This window comes from Vibrio hannami (assembly GCF_029589055.1).
Lineage (GTDB): Bacteria > Pseudomonadota > Gammaproteobacteria > Enterobacterales > Vibrionaceae > Vibrio > Vibrio hannami.
In genome coordinates, this window is the sequence record NZ_JARQZP010000003.1 from 352,035 (window position 1) to 377,848 (window position 25,814).

28 protein-coding genes and 2 pseudogenes are annotated in these 25,814 nt (G+C 44.7%); 21 read left to right on the plus strand and 9 right to left on the minus strand.

Going from position 1 to position 25,814, the window contains the following annotated elements; translation table 11 throughout:
- Positions 1-8 precede the first annotated feature (8 nt).
- The 13 genes from P7F88_RS03155 to P7F88_RS03215 all read left to right on the plus strand — a co-directional run bounded on the left by P7F88_RS03155 (position 9) and on the right by P7F88_RS03215 (position 12,908).
- Positions 9-1,850, plus strand: a complete 1,842-nt coding sequence (locus P7F88_RS03155; RefSeq protein ID WP_277821896.1) for a cobalt-precorrin-5B (C(1))-methyltransferase — start codon at positions 9-11, stop codon at positions 1,848-1,850.
- On the plus strand, positions 1,840-3,096 hold the full coding sequence (gene cbiE, locus P7F88_RS03160) for a precorrin-6y C5,15-methyltransferase (decarboxylating) subunit CbiE (protein WP_277821897.1): 1,257 nt from the start codon (positions 1,840-1,842) through the stop codon (positions 3,094-3,096). Before P7F88_RS03155 ends, cbiE begins: the two co-directional genes overlap by 11 nt.
- Entirely contained in the window at positions 3,089-3,853 is a 765-nt protein-coding gene (cobI, locus tag P7F88_RS03165) for a precorrin-2 C(20)-methyltransferase (protein WP_277821898.1), read from the plus strand. Before cbiE ends, cobI begins: the two co-directional genes overlap by 8 nt.
- 12 nt (positions 3,854-3,865) lie before the next feature.
- Positions 3,866-5,503 carry a cobalamin biosynthesis protein gene (locus tag P7F88_RS03170; RefSeq protein WP_277821899.1) on the plus strand — a complete coding sequence of 546 codons (1,638 nt, stop codon included), beginning with the start codon at positions 3,866-3,868 and terminating at the stop codon, positions 5,501-5,503.
- Between the two features lie 10 nt (positions 5,504-5,513).
- Positions 5,514-6,224 carry a sirohydrochlorin cobaltochelatase gene (locus P7F88_RS03175; protein ID WP_277821900.1) on the plus strand — a complete coding sequence of 237 codons (711 nt, stop codon included), beginning with the start codon at positions 5,514-5,516 and terminating at the stop codon, positions 6,222-6,224.
- A gap of 120 nt (positions 6,225-6,344) precedes the next feature.
- On the plus strand, positions 6,345-7,166 hold the full coding sequence (gene cobJ, locus P7F88_RS03180; protein WP_277821901.1) for a precorrin-3B C(17)-methyltransferase: 822 nt from the start codon (positions 6,345-6,347) through the stop codon (positions 7,164-7,166).
- Entirely contained in the window at positions 7,163-7,960 is a 798-nt protein-coding gene (gene cobM, locus P7F88_RS03185) for a precorrin-4 C(11)-methyltransferase (RefSeq protein WP_277821902.1), read from the plus strand. The genes cobJ and cobM overlap by 4 nt, the downstream gene beginning before the upstream one ends.
- Complete coding sequence (gene cobA / locus P7F88_RS03190; RefSeq protein ID WP_277821903.1) at positions 7,953-9,326, plus strand: uroporphyrinogen-III C-methyltransferase; 1,374 nt, start codon at positions 7,953-7,955, stop codon at positions 9,324-9,326. The genes cobM and cobA overlap by 8 nt, the downstream gene beginning before the upstream one ends.
- Positions 9,316-10,086, plus strand: coding sequence for an adenosylcobinamide-phosphate synthase CbiB (gene cbiB, locus P7F88_RS03195; protein ID WP_277821904.1), 771 nt, complete (start codon positions 9,316-9,318; stop codon positions 10,084-10,086). The genes cobA and cbiB overlap by 11 nt, the downstream gene beginning before the upstream one ends.
- Positions 10,026-10,289, plus strand: a complete 264-nt coding sequence (locus tag P7F88_RS03200) for a cobalamin biosynthesis protein (RefSeq protein ID WP_277824532.1) — start codon at positions 10,026-10,028, stop codon at positions 10,287-10,289. Before cbiB ends, P7F88_RS03200 begins: the two co-directional genes overlap by 61 nt.
- Positions 10,289-11,365, plus strand: coding sequence for a threonine-phosphate decarboxylase CobD (cobD, locus tag P7F88_RS03205; RefSeq protein WP_277821905.1), 1,077 nt, complete (start codon positions 10,289-10,291; stop codon positions 11,363-11,365). The genes P7F88_RS03200 and cobD overlap by 1 nt, the downstream gene beginning before the upstream one ends.
- Positions 11,366-11,370: 5 nt before the next feature.
- Complete coding sequence (gene cobU / locus P7F88_RS03210) at positions 11,371-11,892, plus strand: bifunctional adenosylcobinamide kinase/adenosylcobinamide-phosphate guanylyltransferase (protein WP_277821906.1); 522 nt, start codon at positions 11,371-11,373, stop codon at positions 11,890-11,892.
- 2 nt (positions 11,893-11,894) lie between these two features.
- Positions 11,895-12,908: a nicotinate-nucleotide--dimethylbenzimidazole phosphoribosyltransferase family protein gene (locus P7F88_RS03215; RefSeq protein WP_277821907.1), complete on the plus strand. Its 1,014-nt coding sequence runs from the start codon at positions 11,895-11,897 to the stop codon at positions 12,906-12,908.
- Between the two features lie 3 nt (positions 12,909-12,911).
- On the opposite strand, the pseudogene P7F88_RS03220 reads toward P7F88_RS03215, so the two are convergent.
- Both P7F88_RS03220 and P7F88_RS25740 read right to left on the minus strand, forming a co-directional pair.
- Positions 12,912-13,452 (minus strand): annotated as a pseudogene (locus P7F88_RS03220) (tyrosine-type recombinase/integrase).
- A gap of 63 nt (positions 13,453-13,515) precedes the next feature.
- Positions 13,516-13,722, minus strand: a pseudogene (locus P7F88_RS25740) (phage integrase N-terminal SAM-like domain-containing protein); the annotation flags it as partial.
- A gap of 1,199 nt (positions 13,723-14,921) precedes the next feature.
- Between P7F88_RS25740 and P7F88_RS03225 the strand changes: the two are divergent.
- The 4 genes from P7F88_RS03225 (at position 14,922) to P7F88_RS03240 (ending at position 17,588) form a co-directional block, all read left to right on the plus strand.
- A complete protein-coding gene (locus tag P7F88_RS03225) occupies positions 14,922-15,566 on the plus strand; it encodes a hypothetical protein (RefSeq protein ID WP_277821908.1) in 645 nt (214 codons plus the stop codon).
- Positions 15,567-16,043: 477 nt separating this feature from the next.
- Positions 16,044-16,235 (plus strand): hypothetical protein, encoded by a 192-nt coding sequence (locus P7F88_RS03230; RefSeq protein WP_277821909.1) that lies wholly within the window; start codon positions 16,044-16,046, stop codon positions 16,233-16,235.
- The gene (locus tag P7F88_RS03235) at positions 16,204-16,809 is read left to right on the plus strand and encodes a hypothetical protein (protein ID WP_277821910.1); all 606 of its coding nucleotides are present in this window, start codon (positions 16,204-16,206) and stop codon (positions 16,807-16,809) included. Before P7F88_RS03230 ends, P7F88_RS03235 begins: the two co-directional genes overlap by 32 nt.
- A gap of 140 nt (positions 16,810-16,949) precedes the next feature.
- Positions 16,950-17,588 (plus strand): hypothetical protein, encoded by a 639-nt coding sequence (locus P7F88_RS03240; protein WP_277821911.1) that lies wholly within the window; start codon positions 16,950-16,952, stop codon positions 17,586-17,588.
- 394 nt (positions 17,589-17,982) lie between these two features.
- Here P7F88_RS03240 and P7F88_RS03245 read toward each other — a convergent pair whose 3' ends face one another.
- From P7F88_RS03245 to P7F88_RS03270, 6 genes are all read right to left on the minus strand, one after another.
- On the minus strand, positions 17,983-19,008 hold the full coding sequence (locus P7F88_RS03245; protein WP_277821912.1) for an IS110 family RNA-guided transposase: 1,026 nt from the start codon (positions 19,006-19,008) through the stop codon (positions 17,983-17,985).
- A gap of 91 nt (positions 19,009-19,099) precedes the next feature.
- A complete protein-coding gene (locus P7F88_RS03250; RefSeq protein ID WP_277821913.1) occupies positions 19,100-19,378 on the minus strand; it encodes a type II toxin-antitoxin system RelE/ParE family toxin in 279 nt (92 codons plus the stop codon).
- The gene (locus tag P7F88_RS03255) at positions 19,375-19,659 is read right to left on the minus strand and encodes a type II toxin-antitoxin system TacA family antitoxin (RefSeq protein WP_277821914.1); all 285 of its coding nucleotides are present in this window, start codon (positions 19,657-19,659) and stop codon (positions 19,375-19,377) included. Before P7F88_RS03255 ends, P7F88_RS03250 begins: the two co-directional genes overlap by 4 nt.
- 395 nt (positions 19,660-20,054) lie before the next feature.
- A complete protein-coding gene (locus P7F88_RS03260; protein ID WP_277821915.1) occupies positions 20,055-21,083 on the minus strand; it encodes an IS110 family RNA-guided transposase in 1,029 nt (342 codons plus the stop codon).
- A 79-nt stretch (positions 21,084-21,162) separates the two neighbouring features.
- Positions 21,163-21,480 (minus strand): CcdB family protein, encoded by a 318-nt coding sequence (locus P7F88_RS03265; protein WP_277821916.1) that lies wholly within the window; start codon positions 21,478-21,480, stop codon positions 21,163-21,165.
- A complete protein-coding gene (locus P7F88_RS03270; RefSeq protein WP_277821917.1) occupies positions 21,480-21,725 on the minus strand; it encodes a type II toxin-antitoxin system CcdA family antitoxin in 246 nt (81 codons plus the stop codon). The genes P7F88_RS03265 and P7F88_RS03270 overlap by 1 nt, the downstream gene beginning before the upstream one ends.
- A 1,056-nt stretch (positions 21,726-22,781) precedes the next feature.
- Between P7F88_RS03270 and P7F88_RS03275 the strand changes: the two genes are divergently transcribed.
- Complete coding sequence (locus P7F88_RS03275; protein ID WP_277821918.1) at positions 22,782-23,033, plus strand: type II toxin-antitoxin system Phd/YefM family antitoxin; 252 nt, start codon at positions 22,782-22,784, stop codon at positions 23,031-23,033.
- Positions 23,023-23,310 carry a type II toxin-antitoxin system RelE family toxin gene (locus tag P7F88_RS03280; RefSeq protein ID WP_013868556.1) on the plus strand — a complete coding sequence of 96 codons (288 nt, stop codon included), beginning with the start codon at positions 23,023-23,025 and terminating at the stop codon, positions 23,308-23,310. Before P7F88_RS03275 ends, P7F88_RS03280 begins: the two co-directional genes overlap by 11 nt.
- A gap of 176 nt (positions 23,311-23,486) precedes the next feature.
- On the opposite strand, the gene P7F88_RS25745 is transcribed toward P7F88_RS03280, so the two are convergent.
- The gene (locus tag P7F88_RS25745) at positions 23,487-23,669 is read right to left on the minus strand and encodes a hypothetical protein (RefSeq protein ID WP_422127380.1); all 183 of its coding nucleotides are present in this window, start codon (positions 23,667-23,669) and stop codon (positions 23,487-23,489) included.
- Positions 23,670-24,160: 491 nt separating this feature from the next.
- Between P7F88_RS25745 and P7F88_RS03290 the strand changes: the two genes are divergently transcribed.
- Positions 24,161-24,823: a DNA alkylation repair protein gene (locus P7F88_RS03290; RefSeq protein WP_277821919.1), complete on the plus strand. Its 663-nt coding sequence runs from the start codon at positions 24,161-24,163 to the stop codon at positions 24,821-24,823.
- A 59-nt stretch (positions 24,824-24,882) separates the two neighbouring features.
- Entirely contained in the window at positions 24,883-25,725 is an 843-nt protein-coding gene (locus P7F88_RS03295) for a DUF3626 domain-containing protein (RefSeq protein ID WP_277821920.1), read from the plus strand.
- Positions 25,726-25,814 lie beyond the last annotated feature (89 nt).

Here is a 25,814-nt window from a genome sequence, read left to right on the forward strand (position 1 = left end):
TGGTGTAAGTGGGAAAACTGAAACGTTCAAAAAGCAATACAGAACTGCGCTGGGGCTATACCACAGGCGCATGTGCTGCTGCGGCCGCGAGGGCTGCGGTGAGAGCGTTAATTGCCAAAGAGTTGTTCACCGATATCGAGATCAAGTTACCTAACCGAGATTTGGTGACTTTCCCTCTTGCGCGCCTAGAAACTGGTAAATCTGAAGGATTTGAAGAAGTTATCGCTGGCGTTATCAAAGACGCCGGAGATGACCCAGATTGTACTCACGGCCTGGAAATTCAATGCACCGCTCGTTGGGATGGCGAAACTGGCATCCACCTTAAGGGTGGTGAAGGTGTCGCAACAGTAACGCTTCCAGGGCTGGAGCTTCCGGTCGGAGAGCCCGCTATTAACCCGGTGCCAAAAGCCAATATTTTAGAAATGGCTGAGCTGGAGTGGGCTAAGGCGCCAGACAAACTGCGGGACGAAAAGGGGCTGGAACTGACAATTTCGGTTCCGGGTGGTGAAGAAGCCGCCAAACAGACAATAAGCGAAAGGTTGGGGCTTATTGGTGGCATATCAATTTTAGGTACACGCGGAACAGTAAAACCCTACTCAACATCGGCTTATGCAGCGTCAGTAAGGCAGTCGGTGCAGATTGCTCAGGCTAATGGGCTGGATCATTTGGTGTTAACTACAGGCAGCCGTTCAGAAAAAGCAGCAATGGCGCAGTTCCCTGAACTTGGGGAAATGGCATTTATACAAGCTGGGGACTTTATTGGCGTGGGCCTTCGCGCGGCAAAACGTTACGGCATAAACAGAGTGACACTTGTCACCATGATAGGAAAGCTGGGCAAATTAACATCTGGTCGAATGATGACTCATGTTTCTGGCCATGCGATCGACTTTAAGCATTTAAGTGAACTAGCTTCTGAGTCGAATATCCCAAAAGAGTTATGCCAACAAATTACAGAAGCTAATACGGGACGACATGTATTAGATCTGGTTCGTGAACACAACCCGACAGATTATTTTAATCGACTATGTGAAGAGGCACAGAAACATGCCAGCGAGTATGTTACTGACGCAGTAGCAGTCGATGTCCTTTTTATCGACTTTGATGGTTCTCCACTGGGTCGGTTTTCGGGAGAAGTGCAGGCGCACGAACAGAGAGAATTAGAAGAACTTTCAGGTGGAATTACCATGGATTCAATGCAACAAATGACTCGTCAGGGACGGGTAATAGAAAACGACTCGTTTTCTATCATAGACAATGAAATCGAACAGTTTCACGGTGGTCACAACTTTGACGAAATGCAGTGGCCAGTTGTGAGAAGGGCTATTCATACCACTGGCGACTTCGAGTTTGCTAAGCTTTTCAAATTTAGTCCGGGCGCTGTTCAGGCTGGTATCAGTGCGTTGAAAGCGGGTTCACCAATCATCAGCGATGTCACAATGATCACAAGTGGAATCAGTGCTCAGCGCCTTTCTGTTAATAACAATCAGGCCTACTGCTTTATTAGTGATAAAGGTGTTATCGCTGCCGCAAAAGAGAGCGGCGATACTCGCGCTATCTGGGCAATGCGTAAAGCTCGTGACCTTGGTTTACTTGATGGTGCCATCATCGGTGTCGGCAATGCCCCAACGGCCCTGTATGAAATTCTGAGAATGGTAGAAGCTGACGAAATTAAACCAGCGCTGGTTATCGGTATTCCGGTTGGCTTTGTGAAAGCGGAAGAGTCAAAGCAGGCACTACTGGAACAGAAGAAGGTGCCATATATTTTGAGCACTGGTCGTAAAGGCGGCAGTCCAATCGTTGTTTCAACGATTCATGCTCTTTTGTATCAGACGGTAGAAAATGATGGCTAATATTGTTGTTGTCGGTGTTCCAGAAGATGGTTGCCTGAGTTTAACGAGCCGGGCGGTAAGTGTGGTGTCGGAAGCACGAGTTGTTGCCGGACACCCCCGTCACATCGAATGGTTCCCACAGTTTAATGGTACCTTTCTGGATATGACGCAGGGCTTTTCAGAATGGCTTAGCGAAGTTATTGATGAGAGTGAAGAGGGTGATGTGGTTGTTCTTGCATCCGGTGACCCGCTGTTTTTTGGTATCGGAACAACGTTACTTAAAAGGCTTCCTGCCAGCGAACTATCGTTTATTCCAACCCAAAGCTCCGCCCAACTGGCATTCTCAAAATTGGGCTTACCATGGAATGAAGCGAGCTACCTTTCTGTTCACGGAAGAGAGCTTGCCGGATTGGTAGCACAGATGCAGCAGGGTAGCTTGTTTGCCATACTTACCGACTACAAAAATACGCCGCAGGTTATTGCGCGTCATATGCAGGCGTTTTATGAAACCAACTGGCAGCTTTCTGTTTGTGAGCAATTGGGTGGAACCTCAGAACGAGTCAGAACATTCACGGTTGATGAGTTGGTCGAGTGTGATATCGAGTTTGATAAGCTAAATGTCCTTGTCGCCCAGCGCGAAAGTAAGGCGTTGTGGGGTGGCAATGGTCAGTTTGCATCAGACGAAAGCTTCCTTAAACGTATGCCGCAAAACGGTTTAATCACCAAGCAGCCGATAAGAAATCTGGCGCTGACAACAATGAAAATCGGCCAGGAGGATATTGTCTGGGATATTGGTGCAGGCTCTGGTTCTATCTCTATTGAAAGCGCGAAGTTTGCTTTTAAAGGTAAGGTTTACGCCATCGAATGTAACGATGCTTGCTTTGACAGTATTCAGGCAAATATCTGTGCTCACGGCACCGATAATGTCGAGCTGATTACAGAACCTGCTCCAATTGCTCTGACTGAGCTGCCTAAGCCAAATGCGGTTTTTGTAGGTGGTAGCAGAGGTGCTATGGATGCCATTCTTTCCTATTCATGGACATCTTTAAAAGAGCGCGGTCGTCTGGTGGTTTCAGCCGTTACCATGGATACCGTTGCTGAAGTTTACCAATGGGCAAAAAACAACGAACTTCGTTTTGATGCTCAGCTAATCAATATTTCAAATACCCAGCCTTTGGCGCACTACCAACGCTATCAGGCAGAAAACCCCATTCATCTTTTTTCGTTTGTAAAAAATCAACAGTCTCCGGGAGATACACATGAATAATAATAAATGCGGTCAGCTATACGCAGTAGGCGTAGGTACGGGAGACAGTGAGCTACTTACTCTTAAAGCTGCACGCCTGATTCAGGAAGCGGACGTCGTTGCCATTCCCGAGAAAAACAAAGGCAAAGCAGATTCGTTTGCATGGGAGATCGTTACTGGTGCTATCGATGAAGAAAATATCAAAGGCGAGCACTGTTTCTTGCATTTCCCAATGACTCGCGATGCGTCGGTCAATGTACCGGCATGGCAATCCGCTGCGTTAACGATTCTCGACCGATTAAAGCAGGGTAAATCCGTTGTGTTCGTAACAGAAGGCGACCCATCGGTATTTAGCACCTGGGCATATATTCAGGAAGAACTAGAAGAAATCGCGCCTGAAGTGGTTCCAGTTATCGTCCCTGGTGTAACTTCCATTACCGCCGTTCCTGCTGCTACCAAGATACCTTTGGCCGATGGCAAAGAGCGTTTTTGTGTTGTACCCGCGACGTATGGAATCGACTGTCTGGAGTCGTTAGTGAAAGAGTTTGACACCATTATGTTGATCAAAGCAGGACGTATGATCGAGGCACTTTCAGCGAAGTTAAAAGAGCTTGGTCTTGAAGACACTGCAACCTATGTATCTCATGCGAGCACTGACAAGGAAGAGATCTATCGAAATTTGGATGACGTTCCGCAAGAGCACCGCTACTTCTCAATGGTTCAGCTTTCTATCCGTACGCGACGTGGTGTGCTTCGTGGCAAGCAGTCAGCAGCGTAACTGGTACTTATAATGAAACTGGCTATTTACGCTATTACCGCAACGGGAGCAAAACAGGGCGAAAAGCTTAAACGAGCGTTACCTTTTGCTGACCTGTTTGTTGCACCTGTTGCTTTTGATGATATTGAAAGGGCGCTGCTATTAAACCTACCACTGTCTGGTTTTATCGCGGAACACTTTAATCAGTATGACGGACATATTTTCATTTGTGCGACTGGCATTGTCAGCCGGATGATAGCGCCGCTGATTGACGATAAACGTACCGATCCTGCAGTGATCTGCATGGATGAGCAGGGGCAGTTTGTTATTTCTATGCTGTCTGGTCATCGTGGTGGAGCAAATGAGCTGACTCAGCGAGTTGCGCACATTGTGAAAGCAACACCTGTGATTACTACGGCATCCGATGTTTCAGAAAACATCTCAACCGATATGTTAGGCGCGCCATTTGGCTGGAAGTTAGATCCAATTTCGGAGCCGTCAATCACTAAAGTTTCTGCCGCCGTTGTGAATGATGAAGCTGTAATTGTGGCTCAAGAGACTGGCGAGAGAAACTGGTGGAAATACGAAAAACGTATGCCCGCCAATATCCTTACCCATACCTCTTTGGAAGGTATTCGAAGCAAAGATTTTAAAGGCGCGATACTAATCAGTGACCGAAAGAATCCGGGAATCTCGGACTGGGATAACAAGTTGGTATTATGGCGTCCTAAGTCTCTGGTTCTTGGACTGGGGTGTGACCGTAACACACCTATTTCTACTCTAAAAGCCGGATTAGAAGCCTTTAGTGAGAAGTTTAATCTCACTTTGGATTCAGTACAGGCAATTGCAAGTATCGAGCTTAAAGCGGATGAAGTCGGGCTTAACGAGTTATCTGCGGAAATGCAGTGGCCGTTTGTCACCTTTGCCGCAGATCAGCTTGATGGAATCGAAGGTATTGAAAACCCTTCGGACTACGTGAAGAAAGTGACTGGCAGCAATTCAGTCGCTGAAGCCGCTGCGCTTAAGTTAAGCAATACCAACCAGTTAGTTGTTGCTAAATGGGCGTTTAAGCAAGATGGCTTCAATATGACAGTGGCTTGCTGTCGTAAAGAATTCAGCGAACCTTTGGTAAGGCATAAGCGCAAAAATTGGTTTGGGGCAAAGAAACATGGCAGCGAAGAGCGCCATGGCGATAAATCTTTGCCTGCGTCTTCAACTGAAATCGAAACCAAAGAGATCAAAGTAAATGCACATGGTAGCGAAGTGGTTGAAGGCTATCAGTGCAAGCCGAAACACGTTGATTTAGACAGGCCAATGCTGTTCCACAAGCACCATATCCTGCTTTGCGAAGGCAAGCGTTGTGCAAAAGCCGGAAGCAAGAATCTGGCTCATGATCTACGAGGCATTCTAAAAGAACTTGGGCTGTCGAAAGGCGATAAGCGCATCAAGATCAGCCGCACCATGTGTGCGGGTGCATGCAGGAATCGTTCGACTATGGTGATTTACGAACGCTCAGAACAACCATCAGAAAACCATGCACAGTGGTTGCGTGGAGTAGAAGAGTTTACCGAACAACGATGGCGCGAAGTATTCACAGCGCTTGCTGAAGGTAAGCCGTTAACCCAAATTATTGAAAACAAGTACTTCGCGGCAGTAGACGCGGCGGAATGATAAGAAAGACATGAAAAGATTAAGACATTACACAAAAGGCACCGCGATTGTACTGAGCTGTTTTGGCTCAGTGGTAGAGCAGGGGCGCTATCAGGAACTTCAAGAAAAGGTTCAGGCTCGCTACCCGCAATGTACCGTGCGGGTGGCTGTGAGTTCTCGTATGGTGATTAAAAAGCTGGCAGCGAAAGGTGAGCAACATCAGCACTTACCATCGGTACTGGCGTCTCTTGATATGGAAGGCTACCAGCGCATTCTGGTGGTTTCCTGCTACCTTTTCCCGACCGATGAGCACAAGCAGGTGGAAATGATTGTAGAAGGGTTTAAAAACTTCTCCCTATCTGCAATTGACTATACTCCTGCGATTATCCACCACACCCACAGAGCAAATGATTTGCTGTCTACTCTCAACTCCCGTTTTCAGTCCGGCAGTGATATCAATCTCTTTGTTCATCACGGTGCGCCATATCTGGATAACCCGGGGCATCAGGCTATCAGCTACTGCGATACGTTGTTGTCACAACTTTCGCCCAAAAACATCTCCTGCTCACTGGAAGGTGCAATGCCATTTGACCTGCTGCAAACCACTATTAAGGGCAAGTTCGAAGGCGATACTAAGCCTGTGCTACGAATCATTCCGCTTCTGCTGGTATCCGGCAACCATTTTGTGAAAGACATGGTGGAAATCATGCTCAGCTATCTGAACAGTGCGATGTTCAGATAGCTGAAGGTGACAACGGAGAATCATTTAATCTTCTCTCATTGGATGCGGTAACAGACATTATATTCACCCAGATTGAACAGGGTCTGGTTCGACTAAAAGCGCCAGCTGAGGAGGCGAACGTTGGCTAAATTATATCTAGTGGGACTTGGTCCCGGCAGTCTGGACCTGATGTCCGTTCGTGCACAAGAAGTGATTAAAAGCGTAGATGTGGTAGTGGGTTATGGCTTGTACGTAAAGCTCATCGCATCACTTATTGATACGCAAACCCTGGTCAGAACCGGGATGACCAAAGAGTGGCAGCGCGCTGATGCGGCAATCAAACATGTGCAGGAAGGTAAAGACGTCGCGCTTGTCTGTTCTGGTGATGCTGGCATGTATGCTATGTCGCCATTGGTATTTGAGCTGCTTTCATCTCAGGATATTGATATCGAAGTAGAAACCGTACCAGGCATTACGGCTGCTAACGCTTGTGCATCGCTGGTGGGTGCGCCACTTGGCCACGATAGTTGTACGATTTCTTTGTCTGATCTGCTGACTCCATGGGAAGTGATTATCAGAAGAATTGAAGCCGCAGCAATGGCCGATTTCGCAATTACCTTCTATAACCCACGCTCTAAAAAGCGTCAGAATCATATTATCGAAGCGCAGCAAATCCTGCTAAAGCACAGACCAGCAGACACGCCAGTCGCGGTAGTTAACGCAGCTTATCGTGAAGAACAAAGCGTACAGCTTTCTACACTGGATAAATTTACCGAGCTTGAGTTTGGTATGAATGCCGCCGTAATTGTGGGTAACGAAAGCAGTTATCGCTTTAACGATTTGATCGTGACACCGCGTGGATACAAAAACAAATACACACTGGAAGATGGAGAAACTCGAGAAGGGCAAACTCCAGGGCGCTCTCTAAAACAAGAATCAGAAAAAAGTGAGGATGTAGCATGACCGTTTATTTTATTGGTGCCGGACCGGGCGACCCGGATTTAATTACCGTTAAAGGCGCAAAGTTGGTAGAAACCTGCCCGGTGATCCTGTACGCAGGAAGCCTTGTACCAAAAGCCGTTATTGAACGTGCTCGTCCTGATGCGAAAGTTTACGATTCCGCTAGTATGGATTTGGATGACATTACTAAGGTTTACACCGATGCGCATGCAAAGGGCGAAGACGTTGCCCGTGTGCAAACGGGCGATCTTTCCATTTACTCTTCACTTGCCGAGCAGACTCGTCGCTTAAACGACTTAGGCATCGACTGGAAAGTGATTCCGGGTGTTTCGTCGTTCCAGGCATCTGCTGCAGCGCTTGGTCAGGAGCTCACGTTACCTGAAGAGTGCCAGACTATTATCCTATCCCGCGCATCTGGTAGAACACCAGTGCCTGAAAAAGAGAATCTGAAAGCACTGGCGAGTCACGAAGCGACATTGTGTTTGTTCCTGAGTGCAACTCTAATCCGAAAAGTGGTGCGTGAACTCAGCGATGTTTATCCGCAAAACTGGCCGGTTTGTGTGGTTGAGAAAGCATCCCACCCTGAGCAGCGCATTATCCGGGGAACACTAGCGGATATCGCAGAAAAAATGCATGAAGCGAACATTAAATCTACTGCGATGATCATCGTGAGTAAGGTATTTGCTATCGATGATTTTGTTGATTCTAAACTTTATGACCCGACTTTCTCCCACGCTTGCCGAAAAGCCAAAGTCGTTGAAGCAGAGCCGGTAACAGAAGGAGAAAGCCATGAATAAGGGAAAAGTCTATCTTATCGGCGCGGGTCCTGGTGATCCGGGTTTGCTGACTTGCCGTGCGAAACAACTGCTGGCGGATTGTGATGTGGTTTGTTATGACAAACTGGTGAGTGCAGCGATCTTATCCACTATTCCGGAAGGCGTTCAGATTCATCAGGTTGGTTACCTTGGTTATCAGGGCACTCATATCGATTATGGTATGCACCCGGATGTGCTTGAGTTTGCATTGGCTGGTAAGTCAGTGGCTCGCCTGAAAGCGGGTGACCCTTGTATTTTTGGTCGCACAACAGAAGAGTGCCGTGACCTGAAAGAGAAGGGCATTCCATACGAAATCATTCCTGGAATCACTGCAGCATTAGGTGCTGCGTCATACTCAGGTTTCCCGCTAACAAGTGGTGGTGTCGCGTCAAGCGTGACTTTTGTTAGTGGTCATAAGAATACCAAAGCACTTAACTCATGGAGCCGTCTTGGTCCTGATGGCGGTACGTTAGTGCTGTATATGGGCGCGAAGAAGCTTTCTGAACATACAAAAAATCTGATTGAGAACGGCAAAGACAAAAACACACCAATTGCTTTGATCAGTTCTGCAACAAGTGCGGATCATGGCTGCATCACTGGCACGCTGGAAACCATAGCGGATAACGTAGAGAAGGCTGGATATAAAGGGCCAGCGTTAGTGATTATCGGAGAAGTGGTTGAGCAGGCGGATGAACTGGACTGGCGAAATCAGTTACCGCTGACTGGCGTAAGAATGCTTACCTGTGGTCAGTATGAGGAGCTGAAATCACTTCGGAATGCTGGTGCGGAAGTGATAGCGGTTGAAAACTTGCCGGTTAACTCTCTGCTTGATAACGAAGACCTTGAGTATCTAACTTCTCTGTCAGAGCTTAACTTCAGTGACCTGCCGTCCTTTAAAGTGTGGTGGCGCGCAGTGAAAGTGAATCATTGGGACATTCGTAAGTTCAGTATGCCTATGGGCAGTGACAACCGCTACGTAAGGCAAGCGCTGAGTGATATTGGAATCCGACCGGAAAACCTTTCTGATAAGGCAGTAACGCTAACGCTTAGCGAAGAAAAAGCTTTTGGTGAAAAAGAGAAATTCTATTTAGCTGGCCGAATGGAAAGTGAGCCTCAACACTATGCATTGCCAGAGGTAGAGTGGGTATTGGTTGAAAATATAGCGGTGTTCCAGTCTATTGCTCAGCATCACCCGGATGTAATCGAAAATGCTCAGCTAGTACCGCTGAACGAAGAAGTAAGAGAGTGGGCAATAGCGAATGATTACTTAGCTGAGAGCAACGACATTCCAGAGTTTGTTGATATTACCGATCTGGAACAATCATGCGAGCGAGCAGATGTTGCCTGAATACACGCTATCGGATGACCTAAGCCTGCTGGCAAGTGCGTTGGCAGTTGTTTTCGCGCTATGGATTGATAAGTGTTTGGGCGAGCCCCGCCGCTTTCATCCTTTGGTAGGTTTCGGTTATCTGGTTAAACGTATTGAAACATTTTGTCGAAGCATTTCGTTTCTCAGTGAGGAACAGCAAGGTTTGTTTGCCTGGTTGTTAGCGGTGGTTCCACTGGTCATCGGAACGGAGTATCTGGTTGTGTTTGCACTGGAACTCAATATAGTGTTCTGGTTTGTACTCAATGTAGTGATTCTTTATCTCACTATCGGTGGGCGAAGTTTGATTCAACATGCGGACAATATTTATCAGCCGCTTAAAGTTGGTGATATTGAGGGTGCGCGCTATCAGGTATCCATGATCGTAAGCCGGAATACTGAAAAAATGGAAGTGAAAGATATCACCTCTTCTGCTATTGAGTCGGTATTAGAAAATGGTAATGATGCCGTGTTCGCTCCGATGATCTGGTTCTTGATCTTAGGTGCTCCAGGTGCAGTATTGTTAAGGCTTGCCAATACTCTGGATGCCATGTGGGGTTACAAAAACGAAAAGTACATAAATTTTGGCTTTATTAGCGCCAAGGTAGATGATTTCTTAGGTTGGTTACCTGCCAGAGCTACCGCTTTGGCTTATGCCTTTCAGGGGATTTCAGTAATGCAATTACCTGCTGGAGGACACAAGCCAAAGAGTGTAGTAGTCCAAATGGTGGCGTTGTCATGACGAGTGGTGCCGGTGCGCTGAATGTCACTATAGGTGGCCCTACCTATTATCACGGGGTACTGCATGACAAAAAAACGATGGGAACAGGAGAGTATGCCAATGCTGACTCTATTCCTGCCGCGAATAAACTGGTTGAACGCGGAAGCTTTATGCTGAGTTATCTATGGTTAGCTTTCGCTTGCGTCATTGTAGGAGTAATTTAATGACGATTAAACATGGTGGCAATTTGATAGAGATTGCTGCCCGATATGGCACAGAGCCCACAGAGTGGCTCGACCTTTCAACAGGAGTGAGCCCGTTTACCTACCCTGTAGGTGACATTCCAACATCCGTTTGGAACCGACTTCCTGAAACTAATGATGGATTAGAACCAGCAGCGAAAGTGTATTACGACGCGGCGTTTGAACCGATAGCCGTATCTGGTTCTCAGGCTGCAATTATGGCTCTTCCAGGGGGCATCACCCTTGAGCTAGGGCGCTGTGGAACCATTGCGTTGCCAAGAGTGGGGTACAAAGAGCATCAGCACGCATGGAGTAGTTTTGAACAGGATGGCAACGAGTGGGAAATCGAGTTCTATGACGACTTTCCAACGGCGCAGCAGATAGAAACCTGCGATGTTATTCTGATAATCAATCCAAATAACCCAAGCGGAAAGTTTACCGAGCAGGAACAGTTGCACAAAGTTTTAAGCAACAAAGAGCAAAAAGGCGGTTATCTGATAGTAGATGAGGCGTTTGCGGATTGCACTCCAGAAATCTCTATGCTGAACCCTTACAAACATAGCGACAACCTGATTGTTCTACGTTCAGTAGGAAAGTTCTTTGGCCTTGCCGGAGCAAGAGTTGGATTTGTATTTGCTAAGTCGGTCATAAAATCTTTGCTTGAAGAAACACTCGGCCCATGGACAGTAACAGGGCCTGCCCGTTGGGTGATGAAAAACGCGCTTCAGGATATGAAATGGCAAGAAGCGACAGCAAAGAGAATTGCAGACGATTCTGAACGGTTAAATCAGCTACTCGATAGCAAACTCGATTGCAAGCGAGCCGGGACGCAGCTATTCACTACGGTATATATGCCAGATGCACAAGCGTGCCACGAGTTGCTATGTCGCCAACAGGTGCTGACAAGACTGTGTGATGAGAAAAATGCCATTCGCTTTGGATTGCCTGAAACTGAGGCTCAGTGGCAGCAACTAGAGTGTGCTTTAAATTCGCTACATAAAAGCCTAGTTCGTCATTCCTGCGAAGGCAGGAATCTCTCAAAAAATAGTGAGGTTTAAATTCAATGAGTAATGTAGAACTTATCCTCGGTGGAGCCAGATCGGGTAAAAGCAGCTATGCCGAACGCGTTGCAAAAGAGTCTGGCAAAAGCGTTATTTATATCGCGACATCTGAAGTGCGTGATGAAGAGATGGCAAAGCGCGTCGAGCTGCATAAAGCGCAAAGACCATCAGAATGGCTGGCGGTAGAAGAGCCGTTTGCCCTTTCTGACGCACTAAAACAGCACAGCACGCCAGATAACTGCATCTTGGTCGATTGTTTAACACTATGGTTAAGCAACTCACTCTTTGGAGATACTGATAAAGAGTGGGCAGATGCAAAAGCCGAGTTTTTACAGACACTGACGGAACTACCCGGACAGGTACTGTTGGTCAGCAACGAAGTGGGTTGCGGCATTGTACCTATGGGTGAAATAAACCGCCGATACGTGGATGAAGCAGGGTGGCTACATCAGGCAATTGCTGCACAGGTCTCTAAGGTCACACTAGTGACAGCGGGACTGCCATTAACTCTTAAAGGAGAATAATTATGAGTTGGTTGAACTACATTACCCTAAACTCCGTGGCACCTGTTCCTAACCTGCATCAGATTAGTGATGCAGGAGCGGGAGAGGGGTTAATGCAGCTTCACCCAACGCGTGACACTGAACATATCGCTTGTGGTAAAGCAAACACCTTGTTAAAAGGCGAATACCTTCCTTCTCCTGTTCTTGGTAATGGCTCTGTTACCCCTGCTATTCTCGTTCATGGATTGTTTAAAGCGCTTCAGAAAAAGGGTTTTAAGATTCGCCTTCACTGTTATCAATTAGGACTGGACAACACCCCTGATTTTACGGATTGCCAACTGGATGATGTTGTGGTTCATCAGTGTGATACTGGCGAAGAAGCAAAACTGATTCAGGAAACGCTCATTCCTGAATTAAAAAGACAGGCCAACAACAAAGAAGAGCACCTGATTGCAGAATCGGGCATTGGCGGAACAACCTTTGCCACACTATGGCTTCGGCGCTGGATAGATGAGTCACTCTGGTTCGCAGGTAGTACAAAAGATCCTCAAAAGCTCGCCATAAAATCAGAACTGCTAAACTCTTTGTGGAAAAAATCTTCAGACCACCCTTTAGATGTTGCAAGCTATCGCCAAAGCTTTGAACTTTCAGACCCTGTCCAGCGCGCATGCTGCGCGTTGTTAGAGGCTCCGTTTAAGAAACTTAACCTGGCTGGTGGCGCGATGATATTCGCACCCGTGATCGCGATGAACGGCGGCTCACCGGTTAAGGAAGTCTCCATTTCAACAACCAAATGGGTGCTTGATTCTAACGACTCAAGAGTCGCGGCATACTCGCTGCCGGATAACTGCCATTTATCTACTCCTAAAGCTAACTTTTTGCTTTCGGAGCACGAAGCGATCCGCATGTATGAAAAAGGCTATGTAATCGAAGGGTGTGGTTTAGGTGCATGTCTCTATTTTGCAGAGCAGCATGGGCTGTTAGAGCATGAAATCATCGCTAGCTTAGATAGTGCTGTGAAGCATTGGTTGGTGTGACAGCTATGTAGATAGTAAAGAAAGCGGGCTGGTGACATTGCTTGCACCTCGGTTAAGTACGTGAGTATATATTTGGGTCGTTTTTACATCTTTGTGACCTAACTGCTCTTGGACTGTTCGTATGTCGGCTCTCGATTCTAATAGATGAGTCGCGAAACTGTGCCTTAATGTATGGCAGGTAACGTGTTTGGATATTTTTGCTTTTCTGGATGCTTGCTTAATTGCTTTGCTCAGTGCTGTAGAGTCGATGTGGTGACGTCTAATCAAGCCTGTTTCAGGATCGCCAGATAGTTTTCTTGAAGGGAATAGAAATTGCCATTGAAGCTCCTTTGCCTTGCCAGACCCTAACGACACCATAATCGAAGTCGATATCTTGATACCGCAATCGCAGGAGTTCCATTTGCCTTAGGCCGCTACCATATAGCATTTGTACATGGAGTTTATATATGGGGTTTATGGCCTGGAAAAGTCTGCCTAGTTCTTTACGCGTAAGGACTACAGGAATCTTTCTTTCAATGGCAGAACGTTGAAACCTTAATTCCATTGAGAGTGGACGCTTAACAATCTCTTTGTACAAAAAGTTTATAGAATTTAAGGCAATAGCTTGTGTCTTCTGTGAAGAGTTTCTAGATGTAGCAAGGTAGGTGAGAAATGCCTCAACGTGAGATTCGTCCAGTTTGTCAGGGTGCTGTTTCTGATTGTAGTAAATAAACTGTTTAATCCAATAAACGTAGCTTTGTACCGTCTTGAGCGCATAATGCCGGGCTAACATATACTCGATGATATATTGAATAAACGGTGAATTTGACTTCATGTTCGTTGCTCGTTTTAACTGGTTTTATGAACAGTATCTGATTCTTGGCAAAATTTAGTGTGATATAAGGATGATTTCCGTATTTTAGAGTTGTTAGTTAAACTGAACTGTTTACTATTGAGTTATTAATCAAATGGTTAACTGGCTCTTTAGTTCGTGCTATAAACGGACAAACCAGTGTGAGATAGACGGAAAGAAACCGTTTAGAAAGCGTTATGTAGCTGTTTTAGTTCATGTTTTCTAGCTTTGTTCGGCGCAAGGATACTGAGTTCTACGTCAGTGCTTTTCACCTTTCAGTCATCATGATTCTATGTGTTCAAGCACGCTGTTTCTTTGTAGTGGGATGCCTGTCCACAAACCGAAATTTCTGTGCTCGCTGTGGTTAGCTTCAGTGAAAGTATCCTTTGCCATGTGAGCACAGCTGGTGCGGGAACCTCCTCAAATGTCGCTTCATTGCCAAGTGCGTTAATCGAGTCAGTTCAACTTGGGCAGCTGTCCGTTTTACTCAGTGGTAGGGTCTAGTAATGATATTCCAAATCAACACTTTGCCACCAAGCCTTTAGGTTCATCGTACTGTCTCGCCACATAACAAACTGTTCAAATGGACTGCAAACCTTGGGCACTTTTGGTTCGGTTGAGTTTCGTGATTACGGTGGCCTTGTTAGGTTTTGTGGCGGTTTGCAGCCAGTTAACAGGGCGTTAATAGGCTACTGAAAAACATAAAGTTTGTGGTTAGGTGATTCTGTGTTTGTGGTGAGTATTTGGGCTTTTAGGTAGCCAAGCAATCGCTTTGGTTCAGGTTGGTTCTTTGGTGCTTTCGCCATTTTAGGTCATCGAAAGGGCTAATATGCCACCAACCATTTTCGGTCTTTCAACATCACTGAGTGGCAATTAGTTTTGCCGTTACTTCTGTGGGCGGCGTCTCCTCGGAAAATTTAGTTTTTGCGCGAGCTTCAATTCGGTTTCTGGTTATTTCAGGTGGTCAGTAGCCTGCATGTATTTAGCTTCTCCGCCGTTTCGGGTGTTGTGCAGTAGTGAACACCAGTAGCGAGGTAAGTCCTTTATTAACAAGGCGCTTAACGGGACAAAAAACGTTTGGCATTTTTGGTTCTGGTTGGTTTTGGTGTTATCGTTGTTTTTATTGAGGTTATTGGGTGTTTTTTGCCCATTAGCTAAGCGTTAAGCGCAAAGGAGGTATTGTGCCAAAGAAGAAAAGGGTTAGTCGTACCAAAGATGATCTGAAAAAGGAACTCAAGGAGCAAATTTCTCTACTAGAGCATGCTTGTACAAGCTTTGACTTGGGTCTTGATGCTATAGGAAAGCATATCGCTCTAACACTCAGGGTTCTTCTACATCATAGAGGGCAGTCGAGATCTTTACTTGAACAGCTAGGTTTAAGAAGTAAGAGGTTTTACGATACCGCTGGACCACTTAATCCAGGCAATTTACTTACTGAATGTAATTTGGTTGGAATGAGAGTATCTGGAGAAGGTGGGGAATACATGCCAATGGTTCAAATGGGCGGATCACCTATAACGCCCCAAAAAATAAAGTTCGTTGATTGGTGGAACAACGATGTGCTCAAAGATAATAAAGGTAGAACTTATTGTCGCAGAGAACTTGTTGAAAATGTAGCTAATACAGACGGGGGCGCTCATGTTGATCCAGACCTTGAGGAAGCCTATATGGATTTATCTCGCAATAATTCATTAGGTTGGCAGTTTTCTGATGGCAATATCGAAGAGGCTTTAGCAGGCAGACCAGAACTGGCCTGCATGAGGCAAATTGCTCATGAAGTGCTATTAACTTTAAAAGATACTGCGCCTGAGTATGTCGGCGCTTAACAAGTGCTTAAAGGCGGACAGCCAACGCTTGGCATTTTTAGTTTGAATTGAGTTTAGTGATTACGGTGTTTTGCTTGAGTGCAGTGTAAGTTGGCTGCCACTTAAGCAGGCGTTAAATGCACTTGAGAAATAGAGTGCGGTATTTTGGAAAGCCTGGTAGTTGCGTTTTGTTACGGGCTTGCTTGGCACCGACATCTGCAAGTGGTATTTGAACCATGAAAATCATTGCTTTCGTACTGTGTTGCGGAAGCACTTTGAAAGTTTGAAAAAGGAATTTGGCTTTCGGCTCTCCCGTATTGTCGCATCCACTATTTCTTTGAATTTTATTTGCATGGAAGTGCATTTAACAAGCCAAGTCAGGGGACAATTTTAAGCAGGCTCTCGCCGCTTGGCGTCGATTTTAGCCTGCTTTAAAAATTGCCTCTGCTTGGGGCGTTATGTACTTATTAGTTATCAAACGAGTCGTAGGAGTTGATAATGACAACAATTGGTTCACTGTTTAGTGGGGTTAAATTCCCATATGTTTCACCTATTCAATTTACTGACATCATGATGGACTCTTTTGTCATCCAGACTGAAAATGTAATTGAATCGGAAGTCGCAAAATTTAAGGAAAATGGGCCAGAAGAACAAGTAATTGAGATATGCGCTGAAGAAGGGATCTCATGAGTATATTGAACATTATTGCGGCTTAACCAGCCAAGAAGTCATGTTAGATGAGATCTTTACTGAGTACTTTCCTAGTTTGAATCGTCGGTCTGCCTTTCAGACGATTTACAGCACTTACGAAGTTGAATTACAGGCTCTATGTAGGCGCTATCACAAAGATTTGGGCGGCAAGAAGTTCGACCGATATGAAGGCTCAGGTATTGTAAAAGTACATAATTTCATTAAGCACCACTTTCCAAACTTGGAAAATACCGCTGAATGGGAGGCTATTGATCAATTACGCATACTAAGAAATAACTGCGTTCATAACGATGGTCGTGCATTCAAGTCTAATAGTAAACCAGTCAAAGAGATAGAAAGCTTAATTCAAAAGCACTCGAATCTATTCCATCATGATGGCATAAGGGATGTTGATGCTAGCGGGAATGCTATCAGGTATGTTAGTGGGGGTGAACGCCGAAAAGGGCGCTATGTGTTGTTTGAAAAAGGTAGTTTGCAATATGTGATTGGTGCTTTCGAAGAATACGTAAAAGCTATTGTTGGTGAGTTTTCCAAACAGCAAAAACGTACATAACAAACGCTTCAACCTGACTGCCAACCTATGGCATTTTTGGTTCGGTTTGGCTTTTGTGATTACGGTGGCCTGCTTGAGTGTGGTGCAGTTGGCAGCAAGTTAAGCGGGCGTTATATTTATAATTTAGTAAGGTATTTAAGATGTTTATTAATAATAATGAAAATATTCCAGATGAGTTTTTTGTGTTTGTGAATTTTTCGTCTCCTTTAGCCGCGAATAATTATAAGGTAGGGGCGTATACATCAGGCGCTTGTAGTACATGGCTTCATGAAGAAACACGTGCTAAGTATGAAGATGGCAGCCTAAATTACTTACCATTTGAACCTAGCCAAAGAGATCCTATGGCAGTGTCACCGTACTGCTTAAGTGCTATCAATGATTATAGAATTGAATATGATGCGGAAGTTTATAGAAAGGAACATCATCCACTGTATCCATCTCGATTATCTGCAACATATGCTTTTGGTGATTTTGAAACATGCCAAGAGGTGAGCAGAAAATATGGGTGGGATCTGAAAACGGTTCGTAAGTTCAAGCTTTTGGAGTCGCCGCTAAATCGGGTTGCTAAAGTTAACATGGAGCATGTTTCTTTGGCTCGTCATGCTTATCGAACTGCTACAATACAAAATGTTGAGGATATTTGGCGTGCTTATTGGACTGGCGAGGGCAACATTCAAATGGAGCTACCAGATGGTCCAGAATTTACCCGTAATACTTATGACTCTGGTGAAATTTGGGAGTATTTAGTCGAGGGATGCTTACAACCCGTGGAAAAATAAATATAACAAAGCATTTAAGAGTGATTCTCAACGCATGGCATTTTTCATTCCATCGTTGGGTTTTGTGTTTATGGTGGTAAGGTTAAGTTTCGTGGTAGCGTTGCTCACACCTTAATGCGGCTACATGGATTCCCCCGGTTGTCAAACGTCCGCTAAACTTCAAGTGATGGGTTTTGGACTGCCGCTCTACATTCGACCTACTTATCGACGATTTGCATACGTCGTGGCCCTGATGACTTTGCGCGACTGCGGTGCCTTATTCGTTAGATGACATCAAAATGTGTCCGCCGCATTAACAGGCTCTCCGCTAGTGGTCTTAACCTATCTCCATCCATTGCGTCCGCTATGACCCGGTGGGTGTGACTTTTGTTACGCTGCTTAAGACGTAAAGCGCTTAGGCAGCGCAATTTTTATACTCTGTTTGATTGTGTAGCAGTGACCAGATGATACGAGCATTTTTAGCTGCAAGTGCCACAATGGCTCGATTCATCCCCCTTCGCTCTAATACGCCTCTGCACCATTGGCTTAACCTGTCTTGTTTATCTCCCAGATTGGAGATAACTGTTCTCGCTCCATGAACTAAAAGTGTTCGAAGGTACTTGTCGCCATGTTTGGTTATTCTGCCAAGTCGTGGTTTTCCGCCTGTGGAGTATTGCTTGGGCACTAAACCTAACCATGCAGAGAAGTCCCGACTTTTATCGAACTGGGATCCATTGCCGATTGATGCCAATATTGCGGTTGCTGTTTGAGGGCCAATACCTCTGACTTTCATTATTCGTTGAACGTTGTCACTGGCTTTAGCAAAGGTATCAAAAGTATGTTCAGTATCAGCAATACGCTGATTGAGCATATCGAGATGCTGAGAGGCATCATGAAGTACAGCTCTTGCCAGTTGAGGAAGTTCATTTTCAGCATCTTCAAGCATTAGCGGTACTTGTTTCATTAAAGATGAACGACCGACAGGTATAACTAAGCCGAACTCAGAAAGCAGTGCTCTAATACGATTCATGATAGCGGTTCGTTCACGAACCCAATGCTCCCGCATTCGGTGAACGGACAATATGGCTTGTTGCTCGGGCGATTTAATCGGAACAAATCGGGTAGAAGGTCGCTGAACCGCTTCGCAGATAGCAACGGCATCATCGAGGTCGTTCTTGCCTTTAGTTCGATATGGTGCGACATACTTAGCTGCCATGATGCGTGGGTCATGTCCGAGTTTTTGAAGTGTCCTCGCCCAATAGTGTGCACCGCCACACGCTTCAAGTCCTATACGCATAGGTGGCATATTTGCTATTGTAGTCAGCAAGTTAGAGCGGTTAACGGATTTGTGGATTAGAACTTTACCATTCTGGTCGACAGCATGAAGACTGAAGTGGTTTTTAGCTAAGTCGATACCGCAGAAAAAAGAATAATCAGACATGGTGCCTCCGGTTTTAATAATGACCACATAAGTGTGGCTGATCCTCGGGAGGGGGAGTCCATGTCATTCGTTAGTTGCCCAGCGCCTGAAGTTAGCTTGTCGGGAACTTCTGCTTTTGATGGAGTACACGCATGATACGAATGATTTCACCCTCAACCCAGTACGAGACAATCATCGAAATTTCAGGAATGATCAGCAGCCTACCTCGTATTCCATCACGCTGAACTCCCATTAAAGGTTGCTCTAACAGGCACTCAACTTTTGACTCAATGAGGTCATCAGTTTTTTCGGCTGCTGCTGGGTTAAAGTCGTATAGAAATTCAAAGATCTTCTCACGATCATTTAGAGATTCTTCTTCCCAGACAATCATTGGTTGCCTCGGTTACGAATTCTTGCTTTACGCTCTTCCATTCGAGACTTTGCTGTATCGTGGTCAACAAAAACGGCTTTACCTGAGTCATACTTCTCAAATGCTAGGTTTACCTGTTCTGTTAACCAAGCATCATGCGATAATGTTTTTCTTTGCTGTTCAGCTAGTTGCTCAGTGAGTTCACGGCAAGCATCACTAAGTGTTCGGCCTTGGCTCTCTGCCATTTGCTGGGCTAGACGTTTGGTTTCTTCGTCAACACGAAATTGAATTCTAGTGTCCATAATGCATTCCTCTTGTGTGTGTACAAATGTTAGCACTACACATTGGGTCGGGCAACTAACAAATTGCTTAAGAGTGACGGCTAACCTTGGGCATTTTCGGTTCGGTTGGCTTTAGTGTTTATGGTGGCATTGTTTGGGTCTAGTGGTGTTAACCGCACCTTAGCAAGGCTACATGGACTCCCTCTTTTGTCAACAATAGCTACCGCTGACAACAGTGGATCGGACAGCAGCTCTACATTCGGTGCTTCATCGGATTTTACCCGTCACCCTGATGATATTCGCTTGATGCTGGCCTCATTCGTTAGACAGTGTTTTCCACTTTCTTGCTAAACAGGCTTTAGCATCTCGGTCTGAACATATTGTCATCAATGGCTATTGCTTTGATTCGGTAAGGGCTAACCGCTTATATAGTTAGCGTTATACTCGTTGTCTGTTGTTAATAGTGCCCAAATTATTCGAGCGTTTTTGGCTGCTAGGGCGACAGCCGCTCGTTTGTATCCTCGTCTTTCAACGAGCTGTTGTATCCATAAACTGTTTCTATCGGTTTTCTCTTTACAGCGGGCAATGACAGCTCTCGCACCATGAATAAGCAGAGTACGAATGTGCTTTTCGCCTCTTTTACTGATACGACCAAGATGTACATTACCACCTGTCGAATATTGCCTTGGTACTAATCCTATCCACGCCGCGAATTGGCGACTGGTACCAAACTGTTTGCCATCACTGACGGTTGCGACTATAGCTGTTGCGCTGTGCTCCCCAACCCCAGGGACGGCCATGAGCTTGGCTGCTTGCTTCATTTCCTTACTCAGGTGATAGACTTTTCTATCATAGCGAAGGATTTCTTCGTTAAGGTGGCGGATGTTGTTTACTAAATCACTCAGTAGTTCCCGAGCAAGAAAAGGAATGCCATTTTCGGCATCTTCGAGAATATCGGGCACCATTTTCTGAAGTGGATAGCGACCTTGAGGAATGATGATGCCAAACTCGGACAGTAAGCCACGAAGTTGATTAATGGTCGCGGTTCGACTTTTTACTAGACTATGCCGTATTCGATGTAGGCAAAGTACGGCTTGCTGCTCTTCGCTTTTAACCGAGACAAATCGAGTTTTTGGCCTAGAGACAGCTTCACAAATGGCTTCTGCATCATTCGGGTCGTTCTTCTCGTTTTGTCGGTATGGAATGACAAACTTAGACGCCATAATTTTAGGCGTATGACCCAGCTTTTTAAGTTCTCGTGACCAGTGATGAGCACCTGAGCAGGCTTCCATCCCAATAATACACGGTGGAATATTGGCTAATGTGTCTAAGAGTTTGTTTCTTTTAACAGTTTTGCGTAAGACGCACTTGCCATATGCATCTACGCCATGAATACTGAATACATTCTTGGCAAGATCAACGCCAATAGTTTGAATGGTGGACATAGTAACCTCCAGATTCTAAGCGTATCCATAGTTAACTATGGCACGCTGCGGCTCGGGTAGAGGGAGTCCATATCATTCGTTATATGCCAGTGATTAAGAAGTCAATCGCTGCAATGATCTCATCCCGAAAAGTACTTAGCTCATTCACAGGGTCACGTAGGATTTTCGTTGGAACACTAGCCATTTGGTGTGTCAGGATCACGAAGTCACCTTCGTCAATGTGAATCACAGGACAAAGATGAGTAGGGGCTTTCTTGTCAAGAAATTCGACAGGAGTTAGTGGGATGACTAGTCGTGTATTAAGTGTATCCAAAAGTTCACTTTGTACATCGACAAAGTATGGGTAAGCCTTAGCGGTGTTTTTATCGTTGTTTGGGTATAAAGCAAATTGTGACATTAGAATACTCGGTAAGAATCAGAGAATAGTCCGTGGTTTTCAGCCAGTTCGTTACAAGCATTAATGGCTTCCGAATTTTGCTCTAACCATTCCTTTTTTAGCAGTTGACTAACTTCTTTCTCTAAAGCTTTCTCCATAGTCGCAGATAGATTGACGTTAAGGCGTTTTGCTTCAGCAAGTAATTCACTGTTTAAGCTTAAGTTTGCTGCTTTTTTGGGGGCTTGTGTATTGTATGTATTTCTCATTGTAGTAACCTATGCGCATTATATGTACGCATCAAGTATAGGTGGGAGCATGGCATATAACAAGTGCTTTAAGACGGACTGCCAACCTGTGGTATTTTTGGTTAGAGTTGAGTTTAGTGATTACGGTGGTCTGTTTGGGGGGCGTGTATTGGTAGCCGCTTAAGCAGGCGACATGGATTCCCCAGGTTGTCAAACGCCCGCTAAACTTCAGGTGATGGGTTTTGGACTGCCGCTCTACATTCGGCCTTCTTATCGATGGTTCGCAACATCGTGGCCCTGATAACTTTGCGCGACTGCGGTGCCTTATTCGTTAGATGACATCATAATGTGTCCGCCGCATTAACAGGCTCTCCGCTAGTGGTTTTTAGCGAAGTCGATACCGCAGAAAAAAGAATAATCAGACATGGTGCCTCCGGTTTTAATAATGACCACTTAAGTGTGGTTGATCCTCGGGAGGGGGAATCCATGTCATTCGTTAGGTACTTCGGGGAAATAGATGATCATTCGAAAACATTTGAGTGGGCTAGTTTCTGGAATGCTGACGGTCAACTCAGCATATATATTGGCTAATGCAACGAAGTTAATTGACGTGACTTCATTTCAATTAATCCCACTATCACTTTCAGTCATATCTTTGGGCTTACTCTTATGCCACCGAGTATTTTACGTTTACTTTGAAAGGCAGGAAGCTCTCTCTAGCCTATTTGCTACTGGTATAGTTAGTGGATGTCTCGCTTATTTATTTATCCTTGCTAGCATACACTTATGGCTAATGGTGTTAGTAATGACAACTTTGCTTGTAGGTTCCTACATGCTGAAAGGGAGCTTTCATCCGCATTCGAATCGATATTTAGAAACAAGAAAACGCTACTACAAAAAGTCGAGATAACATCATTCTGTTGGCTGCGACAGCATCCAATACCTTTCGCACAACAAAGTTATCTGATTCGCTTTGTCATTTCGGCATTATAACTATATTGCAATTAAAAACCTCTGGTCATGACTTATAATAAGGTCTAAAATTAGCACTTATTTATGTGCTTAATTGGTGTTGTTATGAGACAGGTTTTAGCTGATTGTTCAGCAAGTATTTCTGAGTTAAAGAAAAATCCCACCGCTTTGCTAAACGAAGCTGATGGTTCTGCTATTGCTATCCTGAACCACAATAAGCCAGCAGCTTATCTTGTCCCAGCAGAAACTTATGAGTTTCTGATGGATTTGCTCGATGATTACGAGCTTGCAAAACTAGTTGAAAGTCGCCGTGGTGAGTTATCTGAAGCGGTGGAAGTAGATATCGATGACTTATAAGCTTAAATTTCTACCTGCCGCCAAGAAAGAGTGGAGCAAGTTAGCTCCACCGATTCAAAGTCAGTTCAAAAAGAAGCTTAAAGAGCGTCTCGAAAATCCGCATGTTCCTTCATCTAAGCTTCGTGGCTATGACTCAGTTTACAAGATTAAACTGCGCACTGCGGGCTATCGCTTAGCCTACGAAGTCATCGATGATGAAATTGTGGTGTATGTGTTGGCTATTGGTAAAAGGGATAAAGATGCAGTGTACAAAAAGCTAGCATCGAGGTTCTCGTAACAGCAGCATACAAATTGCTTAAGAGTGAGGGCTAACCTTTGGCATCTCGGTCTGATCATATTGTTATCAATGGCTTCTGTATCATTCGGGTCGTTCTTCTCGTTTTGTCGGCATGGAATGACAAACTTAGAAGCCCTAATCTTAGGCGTATGATCCAGCTTTTTAAGTTCTCGTGATCAGTGATGAGCAACAGAGCAGGCTTCCATCCCAATAATACATGGTGGAATATTGACGAGTGTGTCTAAGAGTTTGTTTCTTTTAACAGTTTTGCGCAAGACGTACTTGCCATATGCATCTACGCCATGAATACTGAACACATTTTTCGCAAGATTAACGCCAATAATTTGAATGGTGGACATAGTAGCCTCCAGTTTCTATGCGTAGTCAAAGTTAACTGTGGCACGCTTTGGCTCAGGGAGAGGGAGTCCATATCATTCGTTAGGTGTCATCATGAGTCGAGCCACCACTTGTTAGATAAGTTATTGAAGTTGGGTCGGCTCCTATGGCGGTTCTGGAACATTAATCGCGTTACAATGAGCAAATTTCGTATAAGTGTATTTTGGCTACGAAGATAGAGTCAAAATTGAATATTTTGGTTGTTGAAAGAAGGATTCAGCATGACGAGAAGTAAAAAAACTGGTTTGCTATTCATACTTGGTGGTTTGTTATTTTTGATCGGGGGACTACTCGGAGACCAAATCGCTTTTTATGGCGTTTCACTTATGTTTATAGTCTTAGGTTTCGTAAATATTTCAAAAGACAAGAGCGACAACTAACCTTTGGCATTTTTGCCAATTAGCTAATCGGTATACCAATGTATTTGGTGGTCAGCATTTTGGAGGGGTTTAGTATGGATTCCATAGGGCTTATTGAACAAGAGTTAAGAGAAATTGGCTATCCAACACAAGGTGTTCGTACTAGCCAAATTCGCAGTATATCCGCGAAAGTCTTTAGAGCTCTTGAAAGTAAAGAGATATATGATGTCTTTGAAATTTGCGAAAATTTGCTTAAGCGTAGAGACTGGGCTCTGGGTGTAATAGCTTATGATTGGGCGTTTCGAGTAAAGAAACAATACACAATAGAAACGTTTACTACTTTCGAAAATTGGTTGTTTGAGTATGTTACCGATTGGGGCGATTGTGATGACTTTTGTACTCATGCTTTTGGTGAATTAATCCGGCAGCATAATGAGTTATTCGAAAGAGTCCTTAACTGGGTTCATCATGATAATTATGCTGTTCAAAGGGCAGCTGCTGTTATCTTAATATATCCGATAAATAAAGGGTTTTATGATGGATTGCGTCCTTTACAAATTGCTGATCTTTTGCTCAAAAATGAGCATCATTTAGTTCAAAAGGGTTATGGGTGGTTACTGAAAGTACTTTCTAAAAAAGAGCTTCAACTAGTTGTGGATTATTTGAGAAGAAATTATACAAAAATGCCAAGAACAGCTTTTCGCTATGCACTGGAAAATTTAGATAAACAGACACGGCAAGAGTTGATGTCACTTTGAGTATTGGCATGCTAGCATTTAAGAGTGATTCCTAACGCTTTTCGAAAATAGGAGATTTCGTGGGTAACAACATAGTAGAGCTAGCTATTGAGAATATCCGCATGAAGTCTAAAGGTGAGTATTACCCCTTGAAATGTGCGGTTACAATTAACTTCCACCCAGATCGTTACACTTTGGATAATAAGCCTCTACTCCAGGCTATCGCAGAAGATGGCTACTTGAAATCCCAATTTGAAACTGGCACTAGTAATGGTGGTTTGACGGCTTATTCCGGTGGCGAACGATGGTCCTGGGAAAAGCGTGCCTTCGATGGAGCATACGACAATGCTCCAGATAACCTTAGACCCAAATATGGTGCTCTAAATTTCCGCAATTATGAAGCAGGAGCTTCACCTCGTTTTGGTTCTTCGTATTTTAAACTGAAATCGCATATTCTTGAGCGAACCACATTTTGTTATCCGGATAGCTTCTTTGAACCAGAAGATTTTGCGATTTCGAACCGTGTAAAGCGACTCATAGATAAAGCTTCTTCATCAAAAATCGATTTGCTTGATGACTATATTGAAGCTCATATTCATGGTGTTATTCGCTTACATGATGATGTCGAATGTCTAGTATTAGACCCGGTTTTCCGCGCAACAAAAGTGGAACAGGATGCTTCGAAACTCGGTATCCCTGTAAATTGGCACAATGGTTATGAGCTAACTATTGAAGATATGAGTCGTTATCCTGACTATCGCGGCCAGCAGTTCATTGATCTAGCCGAAGAACTGGCACTAAACGGTACGATCAATGCAAGAATCCTTGGCTCGGCTGTGACAGAACTGGAGTATGATGAACAAGATGTAAAAAAGGTATGGCACTACCTGGCTAGGTTTGGATATCAGCCCGCACGAGTATAAAAGCGCATTTATGAGTGGCTTCTTACGCCTGGTGGTTTCGCCCGTTAGCTGTCTGTCGCATACATGTTCGTGTTACTGTACAACTTGAG